16 protein-coding genes are annotated in these 17,654 nt (G+C 38.0%); 8 read left to right on the top strand and 8 right to left on the bottom strand.

The features are described from left to right. Positions 1–58 precede the first annotated feature (58 nt). Positions 59–2,650 (bottom strand): type I DNA topoisomerase, encoded by a 2,592-nt coding sequence (topA, locus tag HQN86_RS21810; protein ID WP_172662991.1) that lies wholly within the window; start codon positions 2,648–2,650, stop codon positions 59–61. Between the two features lie 244 nt (positions 2,651–2,894). Between topA and HQN86_RS21805 the strand changes: the two genes are divergently transcribed. The 4 genes from HQN86_RS21805 to HQN86_RS21790 all read left to right on the top strand — a co-directional run bounded on the left by HQN86_RS21805 (position 2,895) and on the right by HQN86_RS21790 (position 6,527). Beyond that, the gene (locus HQN86_RS21805; RefSeq protein WP_172662990.1) at positions 2,895–3,407 is read left to right on the top strand and encodes a glutathione peroxidase; all 513 of its coding nucleotides are present in this window, start codon (positions 2,895–2,897) and stop codon (positions 3,405–3,407) included. Between the two features lie 241 nt (positions 3,408–3,648). Beyond that, on the top strand, positions 3,649–4,413 hold the full coding sequence (locus HQN86_RS21800) for a 5'-nucleotidase C-terminal domain-containing protein (RefSeq protein WP_172662989.1): 765 nt from the start codon (positions 3,649–3,651) through the stop codon (positions 4,411–4,413). Then, complete coding sequence (locus HQN86_RS21795; RefSeq protein WP_172662988.1) at positions 4,391–5,338, top strand: bifunctional metallophosphatase/5'-nucleotidase; 948 nt, start codon at positions 4,391–4,393, stop codon at positions 5,336–5,338. The genes HQN86_RS21800 and HQN86_RS21795 overlap by 23 nt, the downstream gene beginning before the upstream one ends. A 166-nt stretch (positions 5,339–5,504) precedes the next feature. Beyond that, complete coding sequence (locus HQN86_RS21790) at positions 5,505–6,527, top strand: MAC/perforin domain-containing protein (RefSeq protein WP_172662987.1); 1,023 nt, start codon at positions 5,505–5,507, stop codon at positions 6,525–6,527. Positions 6,528–6,659: 132 nt separating this feature from the next. On the opposite strand, the gene mnmA is transcribed toward HQN86_RS21790, so the two are convergent. Then, positions 6,660–7,751 (bottom strand): tRNA 2-thiouridine(34) synthase MnmA, encoded by a 1,092-nt coding sequence (gene mnmA / locus HQN86_RS21785; protein WP_172662986.1) that lies wholly within the window; start codon positions 7,749–7,751, stop codon positions 6,660–6,662. A gap of 388 nt (positions 7,752–8,139) precedes the next feature. Here mnmA and HQN86_RS21780 point away from each other — a divergent pair, with 388 nt between their 5' ends. Continuing rightward, positions 8,140–10,425, top strand: a complete 2,286-nt coding sequence (locus tag HQN86_RS21780) for a GH92 family glycosyl hydrolase (protein ID WP_172662985.1) — start codon at positions 8,140–8,142, stop codon at positions 10,423–10,425. A 74-nt stretch (positions 10,426–10,499) separates the two neighbouring features. Here HQN86_RS21780 and HQN86_RS21775 read toward each other — a convergent pair whose 3' ends face one another. The 5 genes from HQN86_RS21775 to ribD all read right to left on the bottom strand — a co-directional run bounded on the left by HQN86_RS21775 (position 10,500) and on the right by ribD (position 14,272). Continuing rightward, entirely contained in the window at positions 10,500–10,820 is a 321-nt protein-coding gene (locus HQN86_RS21775; protein WP_048905347.1) for a hypothetical protein, read from the bottom strand. Positions 10,821–10,898: 78 nt separating this feature from the next. Further along, positions 10,899–11,777: a nucleoside phosphorylase gene (locus tag HQN86_RS21770; protein ID WP_172662984.1), complete on the bottom strand. Its 879-nt coding sequence runs from the start codon at positions 11,775–11,777 to the stop codon at positions 10,899–10,901. Beyond that, positions 11,747–12,364, bottom strand: a complete 618-nt coding sequence (locus HQN86_RS21765; RefSeq protein WP_172662983.1) for an IMPACT family protein — start codon at positions 12,362–12,364, stop codon at positions 11,747–11,749. Before HQN86_RS21765 ends, HQN86_RS21770 begins: the two co-directional genes overlap by 31 nt. Next, positions 12,354–13,220, bottom strand: coding sequence for an EamA family transporter (locus HQN86_RS21760; RefSeq protein WP_172662982.1), 867 nt, complete (start codon positions 13,218–13,220; stop codon positions 12,354–12,356). The genes HQN86_RS21765 and HQN86_RS21760 overlap by 11 nt, the downstream gene beginning before the upstream one ends. Further along, positions 13,217–14,272 carry a bifunctional diaminohydroxyphosphoribosylaminopyrimidine deaminase/5-amino-6-(5-phosphoribosylamino)uracil reductase RibD gene (ribD, locus tag HQN86_RS21755; RefSeq protein ID WP_172662981.1) on the bottom strand — a complete coding sequence of 352 codons (1,056 nt, stop codon included), beginning with the start codon at positions 14,270–14,272 and terminating at the stop codon, positions 13,217–13,219. Before ribD ends, HQN86_RS21760 begins: the two co-directional genes overlap by 4 nt. 48 nt (positions 14,273–14,320) lie before the next feature. Between ribD and prmC the strand changes: the two genes are divergently transcribed. Beyond that, positions 14,321–15,202: a peptide chain release factor N(5)-glutamine methyltransferase gene (gene prmC / locus HQN86_RS21750; protein WP_172662980.1), complete on the top strand. Its 882-nt coding sequence runs from the start codon at positions 14,321–14,323 to the stop codon at positions 15,200–15,202. Here the strand turns inward: prmC and xerD are convergent. Further along, positions 15,164–16,063: a site-specific tyrosine recombinase XerD gene (gene xerD / locus HQN86_RS21745; protein ID WP_172662979.1), complete on the bottom strand. Its 900-nt coding sequence runs from the start codon at positions 16,061–16,063 to the stop codon at positions 15,164–15,166. The two genes, prmC and xerD, sit on opposite strands and share 39 nt — an antisense overlap. Positions 16,064–16,107: 44 nt before the next feature. On the opposite strand from xerD, the gene aroQ reads away from it, so the two are divergent. Together aroQ and HQN86_RS21735 are read left to right on the top strand one after the other, a co-directional pair. Next, positions 16,108–16,527 (top strand): type II 3-dehydroquinate dehydratase, encoded by a 420-nt coding sequence (gene aroQ / locus HQN86_RS21740; RefSeq protein WP_172662978.1) that lies wholly within the window; start codon positions 16,108–16,110, stop codon positions 16,525–16,527. A gap of 5 nt (positions 16,528–16,532) precedes the next feature. Then, on the top strand, positions 16,533–17,501 hold the full coding sequence (locus HQN86_RS21735) for a M20/M25/M40 family metallo-hydrolase (RefSeq protein ID WP_172662977.1): 969 nt from the start codon (positions 16,533–16,535) through the stop codon (positions 17,499–17,501). Positions 17,502–17,654: the final 153 nt, after the last annotated feature.

The raw sequence follows: 17,654 nt of genomic DNA, 5'->3' as shown, positions 1-17,654 counted from the left end.
CAAGAGATCTCTCACGATGTTCGAGATGACGGGTGTATTAATTATGACAGGCGTACACCTACTTCTTCGCTACTGCTTTCTTTTTTGCAGGTGCTTTAGTTGCTGTTTTCTTTGCAGTGGTACCAGTTTTCTTTGCTGCAGCTTTCTTGGTTTTAGGTTCAAAAGCATTAGGCACTTGCTCAACTATCAATTTTTTAACCTCATCTAAAGAAACTACTTCTAATTCCTCCTGAGTATATTTATCATTAGTAGCCGGGTTTTTACGCAGTTTAAGCATTTCTTTGCCGAAACGGATAAAAGGGCCCCATCTGCCATTTTCTATCGCAATTTTTTCTTCAGCCCATTGCTGAATAAATCTATTTGCTTCTTTTTCTAACTTTTTACCAATCAGTTCTTCAATGTCCGACTGTTTAAGGTTATCAAAATTATAAGCCTTAGGAACATTGATAAACAAATCATTCCATTTAATAAACGGACCGAATCTGCCTTTTCCTTTAGTAACTGGTAAGCTCTGGTAATGAGCAACAGGAGCATCGGCAGTAATTTTTTCGCCAATAATCTCTATTGCGCGATCTCTATCTATCGATAAAGGGTCCTCATTTTTAGGAACAGAGATGTAAGCATCGCCCCATTTAACATACGGACCAAAACGACCTACACCAACAGAAACCTCTTTACCTTCATAATCTTCAAGCTGAAAAGGCAATTTAAATTGCTCCAGAGCACTTTCTAAAGTAACAGTTGCTACAGATTGCGATTTAGATAAGCTCGCATAACGAGGTTTTTCTTCGTCGTCATTCTGACCAATTTGAACCAGCGGGCCAAATTTACCAACTTTAGCATATACATTTTTACCACTTACCGGATCAATACCCAATAAACGTTCACCATTAGCTCTGTCGGCTGTTTCTAAAGTAGTTTCAACCTCAATATGAAAAGGAGTATAGAAGGAGTGAAGCATTTTTGTCCATTCCTGTAAACCCTGTGCAATCTCATCAAATTCCTTTTCTACATTCGCAGTAAAGTTAAAATCTACGATTCCTTTAAAATGTTCAACCAGGAAGTCATTCACAACTTCGCCTATATCTGTAGGGAATAATTTACCTTTTTCGGCACCTGTTATTTCCGTTTTAATTAGCTTTTTAACAGAACCATTGTTTAAAACAATAGAACTAAATGAACGCTGACGGCCATCACGATCTTCCTTAACCACATAACCGCGGTTTTGGATGGTTGAAATAGTTGGCGCATAAGTAGATGGTCTGCCGATACCAAGCTCTTCCAGTTTTTTAACCAAACTAGCCTCAGTATATCTTGCCGGTGGTCTGGAGAAACGCTCAGTTGCATTCATCTCTTTTAAAGTCAGTTCCTGACCTCTTACCAATGGTGGCAACATGCTGTTACCTTCTGAATCTTCAACATCCTCATCATCGCTTGATTCAAGGTAAACCTTTAAGAAACCATCAAATTTCAAAACCTCACCCTCTGCAATCAAATTCTCTTTACGAGTGCTGATGCCGATCTGAGCTGTTGTTTTTTCAAACAAAGCCTCACTCATTTGTGAAGCAATGGCGCGTTTCCAAATCAACTCATATAAACGTTGTTCAGAGCTGTCGCCTGGTACAGTATGGTGATTAAAATAAGTAGGGCGGATGGCCTCGTGAGCCTCTTGTGCACCTGCAGATTTAGTTTTATATACTCGTAAGTGATGATATTTATCGCCATAGGCAGATTTTATTTCACTTGCAGCAGCTTGTAATGCGGTTTCCGATAAGTTCACTGAATCGGTACGCATATAAGTAATGCGTCCACTTTCATACAGCCTCTGAGCGATCTGCATTGTTCTTGAAACGGAGTAACCCAGTTTGCGGGAAGCCTCCTGCTGCAAGGTAGAAGTGGTAAACGGAGCTGCAGGATTACGCTTTGCAGGTTTTGTCTCCAAACTATCAACCGAAAAACCAGCATTGATACAGTCTGTTAAAAACTGTTCTGCATCTGATTCTTTCTCAAAACGCTGAGGTAGTTCTGCTTTTACAATTTCCTTACCTTTTCCGGTTGAAAACTGTGCTGTTATTTTAAATGCTGCTGAAGCATTAAATTTATTTACTTCTCGTTCTCTGTCTACAATTAAACGAACCGCTACCGATTGTACACGACCTGCAGAAAGTGATGGCTTGATTTTTTTCCATAATACCGGAGAAAGTTCAAAACCCACCAATCTGTCGAGCACACGACGAGCTTGTTGTGCATGAACAAGGTTATAATCAATTGTACGTGGAGTTTCTATAGCCTTTAATATAGCAGGCTTAGTGATTTCGTGAAAAACTATACGTTTTGTTTTGGCTTCTTTAAGTCCTAAAGTTTCGAATAAGTGCCATGAAATTGCTTCTCCCTCGCGGTCCTCATCGGATGCTAGCCATACCATTTCGGCTTCCTTAGCTAGTTTTCTTAATTCGGCAACAACTTGCTTTTTATCAGAAGGAACTTCATAGGTCTGAGCAAAATTATTGGAGATATCAATCCCCATATCCCCTTTAATTAAGTCACGAATATGACCGTAACTAGATTTAACAAGGAAATCTTTGCCCAAATACCCTTCAATGGTTTTCGCTTTCGCAGGTGACTCAACTATTAGTAAATTCTTCGCCATTCAGAACGTTTTTCTGCAAATAAAGCTATAAATAAGCCTAATTTCAAAATCCGATCTAATTTTTCTAACAAATTTATTTAAAAATGACCTGTTTTACCTGATAATGAGCAATGGCCGGAATGCTGCTTTTAGGGCATTAAATTAATTCGACCGAGATAAAAGCTGTTTGAAACATTTTACTTAAATAATATAATTATCTATTTTTTTTGTGCTTAACTTCGTGAGTATAAAAAAACTTAAAACCATGAATACAATACTCATCCTGTTAAGCATTTTATTTACGCCTCCAACTAAAAGCGTTTATGATTTTTCTTTTAAAACCATTGATGGCAAGGAAATTAAGCTTTCGAAATTTAAGGGCAAAAAAATCCTTATTGTAAATACAGCTTCGAAGTGCGGATTTACGCCTCAGTATGAAGATCTTGAAAAACTACAAAAACAATATGGTAAAAATGTAGTTTTAATAGGTTTCCCAGCTGGCAATTTTGGCGGTCAGGAATTGGCTACAAATAACGAAATCAAAGAATTTTGTACAGGAAAATATAATGTTACTTTCTTGTTGTCGGAAAAAAGCAGTGTTAAAGGAGATGACATCAGTCCTTTATTTAAATATTTAACCAGTCAGGAAAATCCTGATTTTACAGGTGATATTCAATGGAACTTTGAAAAATTCCTGATTAATGAAAAAGGTCAGTTGGTACACCGCTTCCGCTCTAAAGTTAAACCTTTAGATGAAGCGATTACAAAGAATTTGTAGGGTAGGAACCCATCATCTGCCCCTCGTCATCCTGAATTTATTTCAGGATCTCGTTTAAGCAGGTTTTTAATGTCATGTCCGGGATCCTGAAATAAATTCAGGATGACGAGAGACGCGTAAAACGAATCAGATAAACACAGCCTGTATCAAACCATGATACGGGCTGTATTATTTAACACTATTATCACTATATTTTTACACCATATTCTAATGTTTGCCGTACTTTTGTACCAAAATAAGTATGGATCATATCAAATCATTCCGGAATTATTTAGCGCTATCAGTTGCCCTTTTAGTGGCTTCCTGCTCATCAGGATACAAACTGGTAAAGACCAATCGTGCAGAATACAATGTTAATAAGGAGCTTGCGGTAGACAGCTCTATTATAAAAACCTATTTGCCCTATAAAGTTCAGCTTGAGGCTGAAATGAATAAAGTAATTGGTCATTCTGCAGCTCAGATGTCTAAAAAAAGCAGCGACACCTTACCTGAAAGCTTGCTTAGCAATTTCTTTTCTGATGCTGTTTTGGAACAGGCCCTTAAATATGATCAGAATATTGATTTTGCATTGCCATCCACAAAAGGAGGTTTAAGGGTAGATTTTCCTAAAGGCAACGTTACTGTTTCTAATGTGTTTGAGCTGATGCCTTTTGAAAATCAACTCATGATTTTTACACTAAAAGGTACTGATGTTAAACAGATCCTGGACTTTATTGCTTCTACCAACGGACAGCCTGTGGCCCGTTTACAAATGAAAATAGTAGATAAGAAACCTGTAGATGTACTTGTAAACGGTAAACCTTTTGAGGTAAACAAAACCTACCGAGTACTTACATCTGATTATATTGGTGGGGGTGGCGACAATGTTCCTGCTTTTAAAAATGCGACAGATACAAAGGTTATAGGTCTTAAAGTACGCGATGCACTGATGAATTACGTTAAAGAAGCTGAGGCCGCTGGCAAAACAATTAATCCAAAATTAGATGGAAGAATTACTAAAAACTAACCGCAGAGATTTTCTAAGAACCGGTGGTATTGCTGCAGCGGCTCTGGCCTTAAACTTAAATGCGTTTGAAGCTGAGGCTGCAGGAGGGGTAACAAAGCTTACCATTTTGCATACTAACGATGTTCATAGCAGGGTAGAACCTTTTCCTATTGATGGATCTAAATATGAAGGTTTGGGTGGTACTGCCCGGCGATCGGCCCTGATCAAAAGGATAAGAAGTGAAGAGAAAAACGTGTTGTTGTTTGATGCCGGTGATATTTTTCAAGGTACGCCATACTTCAACAAATTTGGCGGTGAGCTTGAAATTAAGCTGATGACCGCAATGGGTTATGATGCGGTAACCATGGGTAACCATGATTTTGACAATGGTATGGAGGGGTTTTATAAGCAACTTCCTCATGCCAACTTTCCTATTCTGTGCAGTAATTACGACTTCTCTAATACAATACTAAATAAATCGATCCTTCCGTATAAGGTATTTAAGAAGGATGGACTAAAGATCGGTGTTTTTGGAGTTGGGATAGAATTGCATGGTCTGGTTGAAGGTAAAAACTATGGTGATACAGTTTACTTAGATCCAGTTGCAAAGGCTAATGAAATAGCTGATGTATTAAAGAATGACTTTAAGTGTGATCTGGTAATTTGCTTGTCTCATTTGGGTTACAAGTATAATACTGATAAAGTATCCGATCAGATTTTAGCGAAAAACAATAAGAGTATCGACCTGATAATTGGTGGGCATACGCATACTTTTATGGATCAGCCAGAAGATGTGCAGAATTTAAGCGGGGCAATAACTACTATAAATCAGGTTGGTTTTGCTGGTATTAACCTGGGTAGGGTTGATTATTATTTTGAAAGATATAAAGGTAAAAAGTTAAAAATGGCTTCACCTTATCTGATTTCAAATAAATTGGAAGCTTAGCATCTATTTGTATATTTACGATCTTTTTTTTTCTAAAGAGAAATCATATTCCTCTGGTAGTTTAATGTGTATCTATTTTTTTACTGATATTTACGTTATTTTTAATTTTTTCTGTAAAAATGGCGTTAAAATTGAGGACGAGAATACACACACAAATTTGAACCAAATGAAAAAAGCAATTCTATTTATGGTAGTCGTTGTCACGTTTGCCTCGTGCAAGAAAAAATCTGAAGAAATCATAATTGAAGAGAAATTATCACCAGATATTGAACTGGTAGTTAACGGAGCAACTGAAGAGACTCAACCCTTATATCAGCCATCTGAAACCTATAATTTTTTAGGATTTGGATATGATGCTACAGATAAGTTCAATAACCAGGCTTCTATAAGAGCAAGCGTAGTTGATGTTGAAGCTTATACTGCTGCTGAATTTTCTAAAATTAACATAGATAGAGCCGGAGAGGGTTCATGGAAAACTATCGAAGCGGATAATGCAGTAGATTTATCAGAAAGATTTTCCAATTCGTTTCAAGACACTCAAGGTTTGAGACTCTTTGGAAACACCATAGAAAATACATTCCCTGGAACCTTTGTTACTGATAAAAAGTATGTTTATGGACATTATTGCCTTTACTGGATTTTTAAAAGATGCAAGTTTCATGATTGGCAGTCCTTAAATAATTTTTTAACATCTGGTTTTAAGAGAGATATTACTTTACTAAGTGCTCAGGAGCTTGTTCATAAATATGGAACTCATGTTCTGAAAGGGGTGAGAATGGGTGCTAAATTAGACGTCTTTTATCAGGCAGAAGCTAAGGGGGAAAATAGACAATCTATCATTAAGGAGGGATTACGTTATGCTGTGAAACGGACATTTGGTTTACCAACTGGCGGTTTGGATGATGTGAATTTACGGAACTTAAATGCAAATTCTTCGGCCCAGATCTACTTTAGCTCTACTGGCGGCGATATGAGCAAATTGAAAATCGAAACTATAAATAATAGGCAAATAGTGAATATTACAAACTGGCTTTCGGCTAATACAGAAGATAATGCACAGTTTGTTTTTGCTTATGACAATGGTTTGGTACCGCTTGATAGCTTTATTGATGATAGCGTAAAAAAAGCTGAGGTAAAATCTTATCTCGAACAATATTTTGCCTCTAAAGCGGCTAAATTGACAAATTAAATTTAAGGTACTGAATCGTGACGGTCTGCATCGTCATCTCGACGATAGGAGAGATCTCTTGGTTATGCAATTTGTAGCTGCTTTGTAGTCAAGAGGTCTCTCGTTGCCTCGAGATGACGACCTTTATGTCTTTTAACAAAGGAAACCGCCGCCTAACAGATCGTTTCCTTCATAGAAAACTGCTGATTGGCCGGGTGCAATTGCTGATACATTATGATCAAATACTACGCGCATTTTGTCTTTTTCCTGAACAATAGTGCTTAACATACCTGCATCTTTATATCGGATTTTAGTAACCACGTTATCCATTGGCTCTAAAATACTTCCGTATTTTACCAGGTTAACGTTGCGTACAAGGGCCTCGTTTCTTTCCAGATCTTCGGCTCTTCCAAGTACTACTGTATTACTTTCAGGCATGATTTGGGTTACAAACATTGGTTCGCCGAACGCAATTCCAAGTCCTTTACGTTGGCCAATGGTGTAAAAAGGGTAGCCTTTATGCTGACCAACTACCATACCGTCTTTAGTGATGAAGTTACCACCAGCAACTCTGTCTTCTAAATCTTCAACTTTATGTTTTAAGAAAGCACGGTAATCATTGTCAGGTACAAAACAGATTTCGTAGCTTTCACTTTTCTTAGCAAGTTCTTCCTGTCCCATATCTAAAGCCATTTGTCTGATATCAGATTTGGCAAATGAACCTAAAGGGAATTGTGTACGTGCAAGGTTTTCCTGAGAAACTCCCCACAGTACATATGATTGGTCTTTGTTTTCGTCTTTTCCTTTAGAGATTACATAACGACCGCTATCTTGTTGTCGGATGTTCGCGTAATGTCCGGTTGCAATAAATTCGCAATCCAGTTTGTTGGCACGTTTTAATAGTGCTTCCCATTTGATATGGGTGTTGCACAATACACATGGGTTTGGAGTGCGGCCTGCAAGGTATTCATCAACAAAGTTGTCGATTACAAAATCTCCAAACTCGTCGCGAATATCAAGGATGTAATGTGGGAAGCCATAGTTTACGGCAAGCGTTCGGGCATCGTTTATGCTATCCAAACTGCAGCAACCTGTTTCCTTACTGCTGCTGCCTGATGTGGCATAGTCCCATGTTTTCATGGTAAGCCCAATAACTTCATAACCTTGTTCGTGTAGCATTACTGCGGCTACTGAACTGTCGACACCGCCACTCATGGCGACTAATATTCTTCCTTTTTTACTCATTTTATTTAATACTGCCTCGGGTTCAAAGCCCGGTGATTAGAAATAAGATGCAAAAGTAAGTGATTTTAATGGAAATTTTTTAATTGAGACGTCAATAGGTTGTCAAAGTAAAATTAAGTGATCGGTTTTCGGGCTGGAACAAATTGCGCTGAAGGGCGCAAATGGTTCCGATGCCCTCTTCCCGACACTGAATTTTAGCCGAATTGGGAGGAGAGGAAGGGAGGTTTAGTTAGGAAGAGAGTTAAGGGGTGATAGGTATGGAGGATAGATGGTTAAAGCATAGTGAGAAATATTTTGATCAAACGTTATAGCAAGACTGAAAAAGCTGTTTTTTGTATGATTTTTTTATACCTTAGACAATCATAAAAAAATAGAACTAAAGTTAAATATGAAAAAAATCCTCCTGTACTGCTTTTTATCGGCTCCGGTGCTAGTAAATGCGCAGCAAAGCCTGGTAAAATATGTGAAACCAATTATTGGAACACAAAAAATGGGACATACTTATCCAGGAGCTACGGTTCCTTTTGGATCTGTTCAGCTAAGCCCTGATACTGATACTTTGTCGTACGAATTGAACGGCAAGTATAATGGCGACGTTTATAAGTATTGTGCAGGGTACAAGTATGAGGATAAAACGATTGTAGGATTTAGCCACACACATTTTAGCGGAACGGGACACTCTGATCTGGGTGACTTCCTGATTATGCCAACTCAAGGAAAACTTCAATTAAATCCAGGTACAGCGGATGATCCTAAATCAGGGTTTAGATCGGCATTTTCTCATGATAATGAGGTTGCAGAGGCCGGATATTATAAGGTTAAACTAGACGATGACAATATTTTAGCTGAACTTACCGCAACTAATAGGGTAGGTATGCATCAGTATACATTTCCTAAGTCAGATCAATCGCATATTATACTGGATTTGATGTCGGGCATTTATAACTATGACGACAAAACGGTATGGACTTTTGTGCGTGTGGTAAATGATACTTTAATTACGGGTTACAGACAAACTAATGGTTGGGCACGTACGCGCACGGTGTATTTTGCTATGTCATTTTCTAAACCGTTTGTTTCTTATGGACAAAAGAATTTCGATAAGCCTCAGGTATATAAAGGTTTCTGGAGAAAGTTTGACCAGACTAAAAACTTCCCTGATATAGCGGGAAGACGTATCAGAATGTATTTTGATTTTAAAACTGAAGAGCAGGAAAAGATCAAGGTAAAGTTCGCTTTATCACCGGTTAGTCAGGCCAATGCATTAGAAAACATGCAGGCAGAGACTCAGGGATGGGATTTTGATAAGGTAAAACAGCAGGCACAGGCAGAGTGGAATAAGGAGCTTAACAAGATTAAAATTGATGCTTCTGAAGATGATAAGATTAATTTTTATACTGCAATGTATCATGCATTTATTAATCCAACAAACTATAGCGACGTAAACGGAGAATATAAAGGGTTGGATCAGAACGTACATAAAGCCGATGGCTTTAACAACTACACCACGTTCTCTTTGTGGGATACTTATCGTGCTCTGCATCCTTTCCTGAACATTATGCAGCCTGCCAGAAACAACGATATTGTAAAATCTATGATGGCTCATTATGATCAGAGTGCGCTTAAAATGCTTCCGATATGGTCTCACTATGCAAATGACAACTGGTGTATGAGTGGTTACCACAGTGTTTCTGTTTTAACGGATGCAATTATTAAAGGTGTATATAATGGTGATGCTAACAAGGCACTGGATGCTTGTATAACGACTGCTAATCATCGCGACTACGAGGGGATAGGTGATTACATTGATTTGGGTTACATTCCTGCAGAGCGCAGCGGAACGTCGGTTTCAAATACATTAGAATATGCATATGATGATTGGTGTATTGCCCAGCTGGCTAAAAAGTTAAACAGAACGGATGTTTATGATGAGTTTACCAAACGTTCAGGAAACTGGAAAAATGTGTTTGATAAGTCGATTGGTTTTATGAGACCAAAAATGGCTGACGGTTCGTTTAAAAAGGAATTTGATGCGTTAAGTACTCATGGCCAGGGATTTATTGAAGGTAACACATGGAACTACAGTTTCTTTGTACCTCAGGATCCTAAAGCTTTAATTGAGCAGATGGGTGGCAATAAAAAGGTTGGATTAAGATTAGATTCTTTGTTTTCTATGCATCTTCCGGATGAGTTTTTTGCCGAAACTGAGGATATTACCAGAGAGGGTATTATTGGTGGATATGTGCATGGGAATGAGCCTGCTCACCATGTGGCTTATTTATACAATTGGATTGGGCAGCCGTGGAAAACACAGGAAAAGATACGCATGATTTTGAAAATGCAATATAAGCCAACACCTGATGGACTTGGTGGTAATGATGATTGTGGACAAATGAGTGCGTGGTATATGTTTTCTTCTTTAGGTTTTTATCCTGTATCTCCGGGATCGGAAGATTATTCTTTAGGAAGTCCGGCGGTTAAAAATGCAGTGCTAGCACTTGAAAATGGAAAAACATTTACTGTTGAAGCTTTAAACCAAAGTGATAAGAATGTATATGTTCAGAGGGTTTTGTTAAATGGAAAACAACTTGCTGGAACTACCATAAAGCATTCTGATATTACGGGTGGGGGGAAACTGACGTTTTATATGACATCTAAACCGGTTAAGAAATAAAGGTTTTAAATAATGCTAAACAGAAAAGGCCGATATAACTATCGGCCTTTTCTGTTTAATCGCTGAATTCATTTCTAAACAAACGCAGGCACATCTGATCTCGGATCATTGCCCTGAATTTGATTTCTTCTTATATCCGATATTTCGGTTGGTTTTTTAATTATTTTTTTGTTTAAACCACTTGCTGCATTATACAGCAGGATACTTCCCAGCGCTACTTCTTCTATACCAGTAAACGGATGTTGACGAATATTTCTGATTCCCTTTTGTAAGATATATACACCCGCAATTACAGAGATCAGTCTTTTTCCGGTATTTAAATCTTTCGCTTCGTAACCAGCAAGCGAAGTATTTACCACAGATAGCACGAATCTCTCTTTTATTTTCCCAAACATATTATTCTTAATTTAATTCTATTGACCAAACATTTCTATTGAATGTACATTAATCATACCGAATGAACATTGGACGCATTATTTTTGTTTGATTATTTTCTCTAAAACCATTTTTATCGCCTTGTCTACAACTGCCGCCGGATTTTTACTGAATTCGAAATTAACCCGGCTTGCAAGTATTGCATTTACTGACAGGGCTTTATGTCCTAAAGCTTTTGCCAACGCATAAATTCCTGCGGTTTCCATTTCTAAGTTAGTAATTCTATAGTTACTATGCTGAAAATTATTTAATAAATTGATAAAATCAGGTATGGCATTCTTAGCTCTTACCTGTCTGCCTTGTGGTGCATAGAAACCTGGAGCAGTTACTGTGATTCCTTTTTCCATATCACTTCCTATGGTATTCAGCAATACATTGTCGGCGGCTGTAAGGTAAGGGGTAATGCCTTTAATATGCGAAAACCGTGATTTAAAGGCATCTAGAATGCTATGATCATCACCAGATAGTTCATTAATGTAGTATTGCATTAAGGCATCCAATCCGAGGCCAAATGAAGAAGCAAGTATGGTTCCCATGGGTATGTCGGGCTGTATAGCACCTGAGGTACCAATGCGAATAATATCTAATGAGGTTAATTCTTTTTTAACTTCCCGCTTTTCAAAATCAATGTTTACAAGGGCATCAAGTTCATTAAAAACGATGTCGATGTTATCTGTTCCAATGCCTGTAGAAATTACGGTAATGCGCTTTTTATCTAAATAACCTGTATGGGTTATAAATTCACGTTTTCCTTTTTTAAGCTCTATGCTATCGAAGTGTTTAGAAACTTCAGAAACCCTGTCTGGATCACCAACTGTAATTACTGTTTGAGCCAAGTCTTCGGGCAGCAGGCTCAGGTGGTAGATGGTACCATCCTGATTAATAATCAGGTCTGCTTCAGATATTTTATTTCCCATATGTTCTCAATCTTATCTAATTTACCTAATACTGTATTTAAATTTGCCTTTCTTACCTCAAACTGTATCACACAAGCGTTGTCAAAATTTTGATTAAGGATGTTCAACTGCTCGTCTTTCATTAGGCGCATTACATCATTCATAGCCAGATAATCGAAGGTGATTTCGTAAATATCGTTTAGTGTTTTTTCTACAACATTGGCTTCTTTAATTGCTTCTGCAGCAGCAGTTTTATAGGCGTTAATTAAACCGGGTACACCGAGTAAAGTGCCGCCGAAATACCTTACCACTACAATAAGGATATTTGTTATATCAGCCGAGAGCAGTGTGTTTAAAATAGGTCTGCCGGCTGTGCCAGATGGCTCGCCATCATCTTGAATTCGGAATACGCTTCTATCAGGACTTAAACGCAATGCCCAGCAAAAATGACGTGCTTTTGGATGTTCTGACCGAAGATTTTGAAGTATATTTTTTACTTCTTCATCAGAACGTATGGGGTATGCATAAGCAATAAATTTGCTTCCTTTATCCTTAAAAACCCCTTCGGAAGCAGCGGATATGGTTTTATAGGTGTCATCAAATAGCATAAATCTTAGATAGTGTTATTAAAATAATGGCGGCCAGCGCTAAAAACAGACCCCAGTAGTTCAATTTGTTTAGTTTTTCTTTGAAAACAAATATTCCGATAAGGCTGCCCAGGATAATTACACCCATATTCATACTGGCAAATACGGTTGATGGGTTTTGTGCCATTGCACCATGCGCTTTAAGGTAGAACAGGATATTGAAGAAGTTAAAGAAGCCTAACACACAGCCACAAAGGAAGTTAACCAGTTCCAGCTTTTGGTTTTTGAATGCCCTGAAATATAGGATGGCAACAATTGAAATGGTAAAAGCTAAGATGAAGACGATGGTTAATGAAGTAGTATAAGGTATTGATTTGATCTGTGCAACCTGCTTAAAAAGTATGTCTATTATCCCAAAACCTACAAAAACTACAAGCGGGTAAAACCAGCTGCCAATGGTACTTCTTTGCGTTGTTTTCTTATGTAAAGTGAAAAATATGGCTACAAAGCCAATAGCAAGTCCGCAGATTTTAGTGATGGTAAAGTGTTCTTTGAATAGGAAATAGGAGGCCAGGATTGGAATAAATAATGATAATCGCTGTGCAATGTCTGTTCTGGCGATGCCAATGTTTCTGATTGAACCTGCAAGGAACCAAAAAATAAGTGGCAGCAAGATTCCAAGACCTAAATAAATATCGTAATGTGAAGTGGAGGCAAGGTCTTTGAAGCTGGGTTTAAAAAAGAAAATACTTAAGCCAATAGCAAAGAGGTAATTCCACGTAACTGCCTGAAGGATATTGATTTTATATCTTTTGGCAAACTTTAGTAGTACGCCAACAGTAACGCTGCAAAAAATGCTTATTAGCAGGTAAATCATTTGTTTTGGTTATTTTGATAGATAGTTAATTTGTCTTTTTCTACGTAGTGTTCTTCTGTTATTATTCCATTGATTACAGGAGATGCGATGCCGTCTGACCAAGAGGTGGCAGAGGTGAAAACTCTTGCCTCATCCCATAAATTGCCCTGAATAAATTGGTTAAGGATATTTGCTCCGCCTTCAATAATGACAGATTGGATATCCATAAGATACAGCTGGAAAGCTATTTTTTGTGGCAGGTAGTACTGCATATCTTCCATCTGAATGAATTGAACATTGTTTTGTACTTCTGTTTTTACTTCATTTATAACGATGGTTTTTGCGCTGTTATTATATATGTGGTTATTGGCAGGAACATGCAGATTGCGGTCAATAAGTATCCTTACCGGGTTTTTACCGGGCCATTCTCTGGCGCTTAATTGAGGATTATCGGCAATTGCGGTTTGCTTTCCAATAAGTATGGCGTCTTCTTCGGTTCGCCATTTATGTACCAGTTTTTTTGAAAGTGGACCGCTTATCCATTGTTGTACAGTGTTTTTTGGTGCAAAGTATCCGTTTGCTGTTGTAGCCCATTTAAGAATTATGAATGGACGTTGTTGCTTTATCCTGGTAAAAAAGCGACGGTTAAGGTACCTGCATTCGTTTTCCAGAATGCCTGTTTCTACTTTAATACCCGCATTTTGCAGCTTTTCTATTCCTTTTCCGTTTACATCTGCAAATGGGTCTGTATTACCGATAACAACCTTTTTTATTCGGTGTTTAATGAGCAGATCTGCACAGGGAGGGGTTTTGCCAAAGTGAGCGCAGGGCTCTAAACTTACGTAAGCTGTTGCATTTGATAGCAATTCGGCTGCTTTATCGCGATGGTTTTTCAGAACATCGTTTATGGCATTTACTTCTGCATGGGCTTCGCCGAATTTTTTGTGGTATCCTTCGCCAATTATTTGACCATTATTTACTATTACACATCCTACAAGTGGGTTTGGGCTAACACTTCCGATTCCCATTTTTGCCAATTCAAGGCAGCGTTGCATATATAGTTGGTCTGTCATTACAGCAAAAGTAAGGTATATTGTTCGATTTACTTACTTTTGCATAGCATGAATTTAAAGCAATTATTGCATCATTTTACGAATGAGTTAATAGCCATTTACGATGAACAGGAAATAATTTCTATTTTCAATATTACTGTGGAGCATATTTCTGGTTTCAATAGGAGCCAATTGATGCTAAATGCAGATGCTGAAATAGAGGATGTTAAGTATAATGAGTATTTACTGGCATTGAGCAGATTGAAAACCGGTGAGCCTTTGCAATATGTTATTGGGGATACTGTTTTTTATGGTTTAACTTTTAAAGTTAGTGGCGCTGTATTGATTCCGCGACCGGAAACAGAAGAGCTGGTTGATTGGGTTATAGAAAGATGTGGTTCAGATCAGTCTAAAACGCTTAAGAATGGTAGTATTTTGGATATTGGTACCGGGAGCGGTTGTATCGCCATTTCACTGAAAAAGAACCTGGATAACTTTAAAGTAAGTGCTATTGATGTTTCAGAAAGTGCTTTGGCAATTGCCAGCGAGAATGCGCAGCTAAATAATGCTGAAATTAACTTTATTCATGCGGATATTCTGAGCTATAAAAGTACTGAAATGTACGATGTGATAGTGAGTAACCCACCTTACATTACAATGGAAGAGCAAAAGGCTATGCATAAAAATGTATTGGAAAACGAGCCTCATTTAGCCCTGTTTGTATCTAATGAAGAGCCTTTGATATTTTATGAGGCAATTGCAGAATTTGCACTTCGTAATTTGAATGAGAATGGTCTTTTGTGTTTCGAGATTAATGAATATTTAGGTAAAGAGACAGTACAAATGTTGTATGATAAATCATTTATAAACATAGAGTTAAGAAAAGATATGCAGGGCAAAGACAGGATGGTTTTAGCTTCGGGGATGAAACTCCGTAATGATTCCTTTTAGATAATCTCTATCCAGATGTGTATAGATTTCGGTGGTAGTAATGCTTGAATGACCCAGCATTTCCTGCACCGCTCTTAAATCGGCACCGCCTTCTATTAAATGGGTAGCAAATGAATGCCTGAAGGTATGCGGACTGATGCTCTTTTTTATTCCCGCCTTTAAAGCTAAAGCTTTGATCATGGTAAAAACGGAGATTCTTGATAAACCGGTTCCGCCACGATTTAGAAAGATGTAGTCTTCAAATCCTTTCTTAATGCTAATATGTACCCTGGATTCTTCTATATAGATTTTAATGAATTTTAAGGCACTGGCCCCAATTGGCACTATACGCTCTTTATTTCCTTTTCCAATTACCTTTATGTACTCGCTTTCGTAATGTATATTGGATATTCTTAAACTGATAAGTTCTGTAACCCTTAGTCCGCATCCGTAGAGTACTTCAAGGATTGCTTTGTTTCGCATCCCATCTGGTTTGGATGCATCTATGGCCTCAATTAATTGGTTGATTTCGATAATGTTGAGCGTATCAGGTAGCTTACGTGATAACCTGGGTGATTCTAACAGGGCTGTAGGATCTATAGTAATGATCTGCTCCAATAACAGGAAACTAAAGAACGACTTTAGGCCTGATATTACTCTGGCTTGTGTGCTTGGGAGCATTCCGAGTTCATTTATCCATGTGATAAATAACTTTAAGTCGTTACTTGTAACATCCTTTAAATTAGTGTGTTTATTTATAGAGTCGAAGTACTGGAACAACTTATCGATATCGGTAAGATAGGCATCAATAGAGTTGCCGGACAGCGAGCGCTCCAGTTTTAGATAGTCTTTAAACGATTTTAAATAGGGGTTATTAATCACACAAAAATTTTCTGATGTAAGTTTTTAGCTTTAAGTTTGAACTGATGAAGATACAAATTATTAACGGCCCAAATTTAAACCTTTTAGGGGTTAGGGAGCCTGGTATTTATGGAAATTTAAGCTTTGATCAATATATTCCGCAATTGCGTGAAATGTATAGCATCATTGAGATTGATTATTATCAGAGTAATGTTGAGGGTGAGCTTGTAAATAAACTGCATGAGGTTGGGTTTGATTATGATGGTATTGTACTTAATGGTGGCGCTTATACGCATACTTCTGTAGCTATTGCTGATGCAATTGCAGCTATTAAAACGCCTGTAATTGAAGTTCATATCTCTAATATTTATGCAAGAGAGGAGTACAGACATGTTTCACTTACAGGTAAGAACTGTAGAGGCGTATTAACGGGATTTGGGATGGATGGTTACAGACTGGCAATTGAAAGTCTGTTAAAGGGCTAGAAAGCATGCAGATTAAAATTTGTTTATTGATGGCCGTTTGTTCGGCTATAGGTTTTGGCGCTGTTGCACAAACTGATGTTACTGAAAAAGAGATCCTGGGTCATATCTCATTTCTTGCTTCGCCAAAAATGGCTGGCCGTTTCCCTGGAACTAAAGAAAACAAAAAGGTTGTAAGTTATCTGATTAAAGACTTTAAAAAGGCTGGTATTAAGCCTGTTAATGGTAGTTATGTTCAGGAATTTATTGCTAAAATACGGGTGAAAAAAGGGGTGACAGATACCCCAAGAGTTAAAACCCAGAATGTTGTGGGTTTTATTGAAGGTAGTGATCCGGTTTTAAAGCATGAATTTATTGTGCTTGGCGCACATTATGATCATTTGGGAATGGGTGGACCTTCGTCTAAAAAGCCGGATACTGTTGGTATACACCTTGGTGCCGACGATAATGCGAGTGGTACGGCTGCATTACTGGAAATTGCAGAGAAATTGTCGGCCAACAGAAAAGATTTAAAACGCAGTGTGCTTATAATTGCTTTTGGTGCCGAGGAGCAAGGTTTATTGGGATCCAAATATTTTGTTGAGCATCCATTGATTCCTTTATCCGCGATTAAGCTGATGCTGAATATGGATATGGTGGGCAGAATGAATGCTGAAAAGCAATTATATATGGGTGGTGCAGCTTCTTTTGATGGTGGTATGGATTTAATGAAAAGTCTGGGCCCACAGGTGGGAATTAACCCGATTGTAATTGCTTATGATGTTGGTGGCTCGGATCATGTATCATTTTATAAAAAGAACATTTCAGTATTAGGTTTTCATACTGGAGGGCATCCTCAGTACCATACGCCGGAGGATGATATTGCTCATATCAATATAGCCGGTGAAAAACTGGTTTGCGATTATATTTACAAAGCAATTGTGAGTGTAGCAAGCAGGGAAGGGGCAATATCGTTTGTTCCTGAGAAAAAGGATTGATATTGGTGTAGAAAAAGGGTTGATGTTGATGTTATTGCACAACATTCCGCCATGCTGTTACACACACCGTCATTTCGACGATAGGAGAAATCTCTTGATCAGTAAGTAGTTGCGAGCAAATTAGCATGGCCAAGAGATCCCTCGATTCCTCGG

The organism is Pedobacter panaciterrae, assembly GCF_013204795.1.
In the GTDB taxonomy this organism is placed as follows: domain Bacteria; phylum Bacteroidota; class Bacteroidia; order Sphingobacteriales; family Sphingobacteriaceae; genus Pedobacter; species Pedobacter panaciterrae.
Note: the sequence above shows the minus strand (reverse complement) of the source record. Positions and strands in the feature narration are given on the sequence as shown.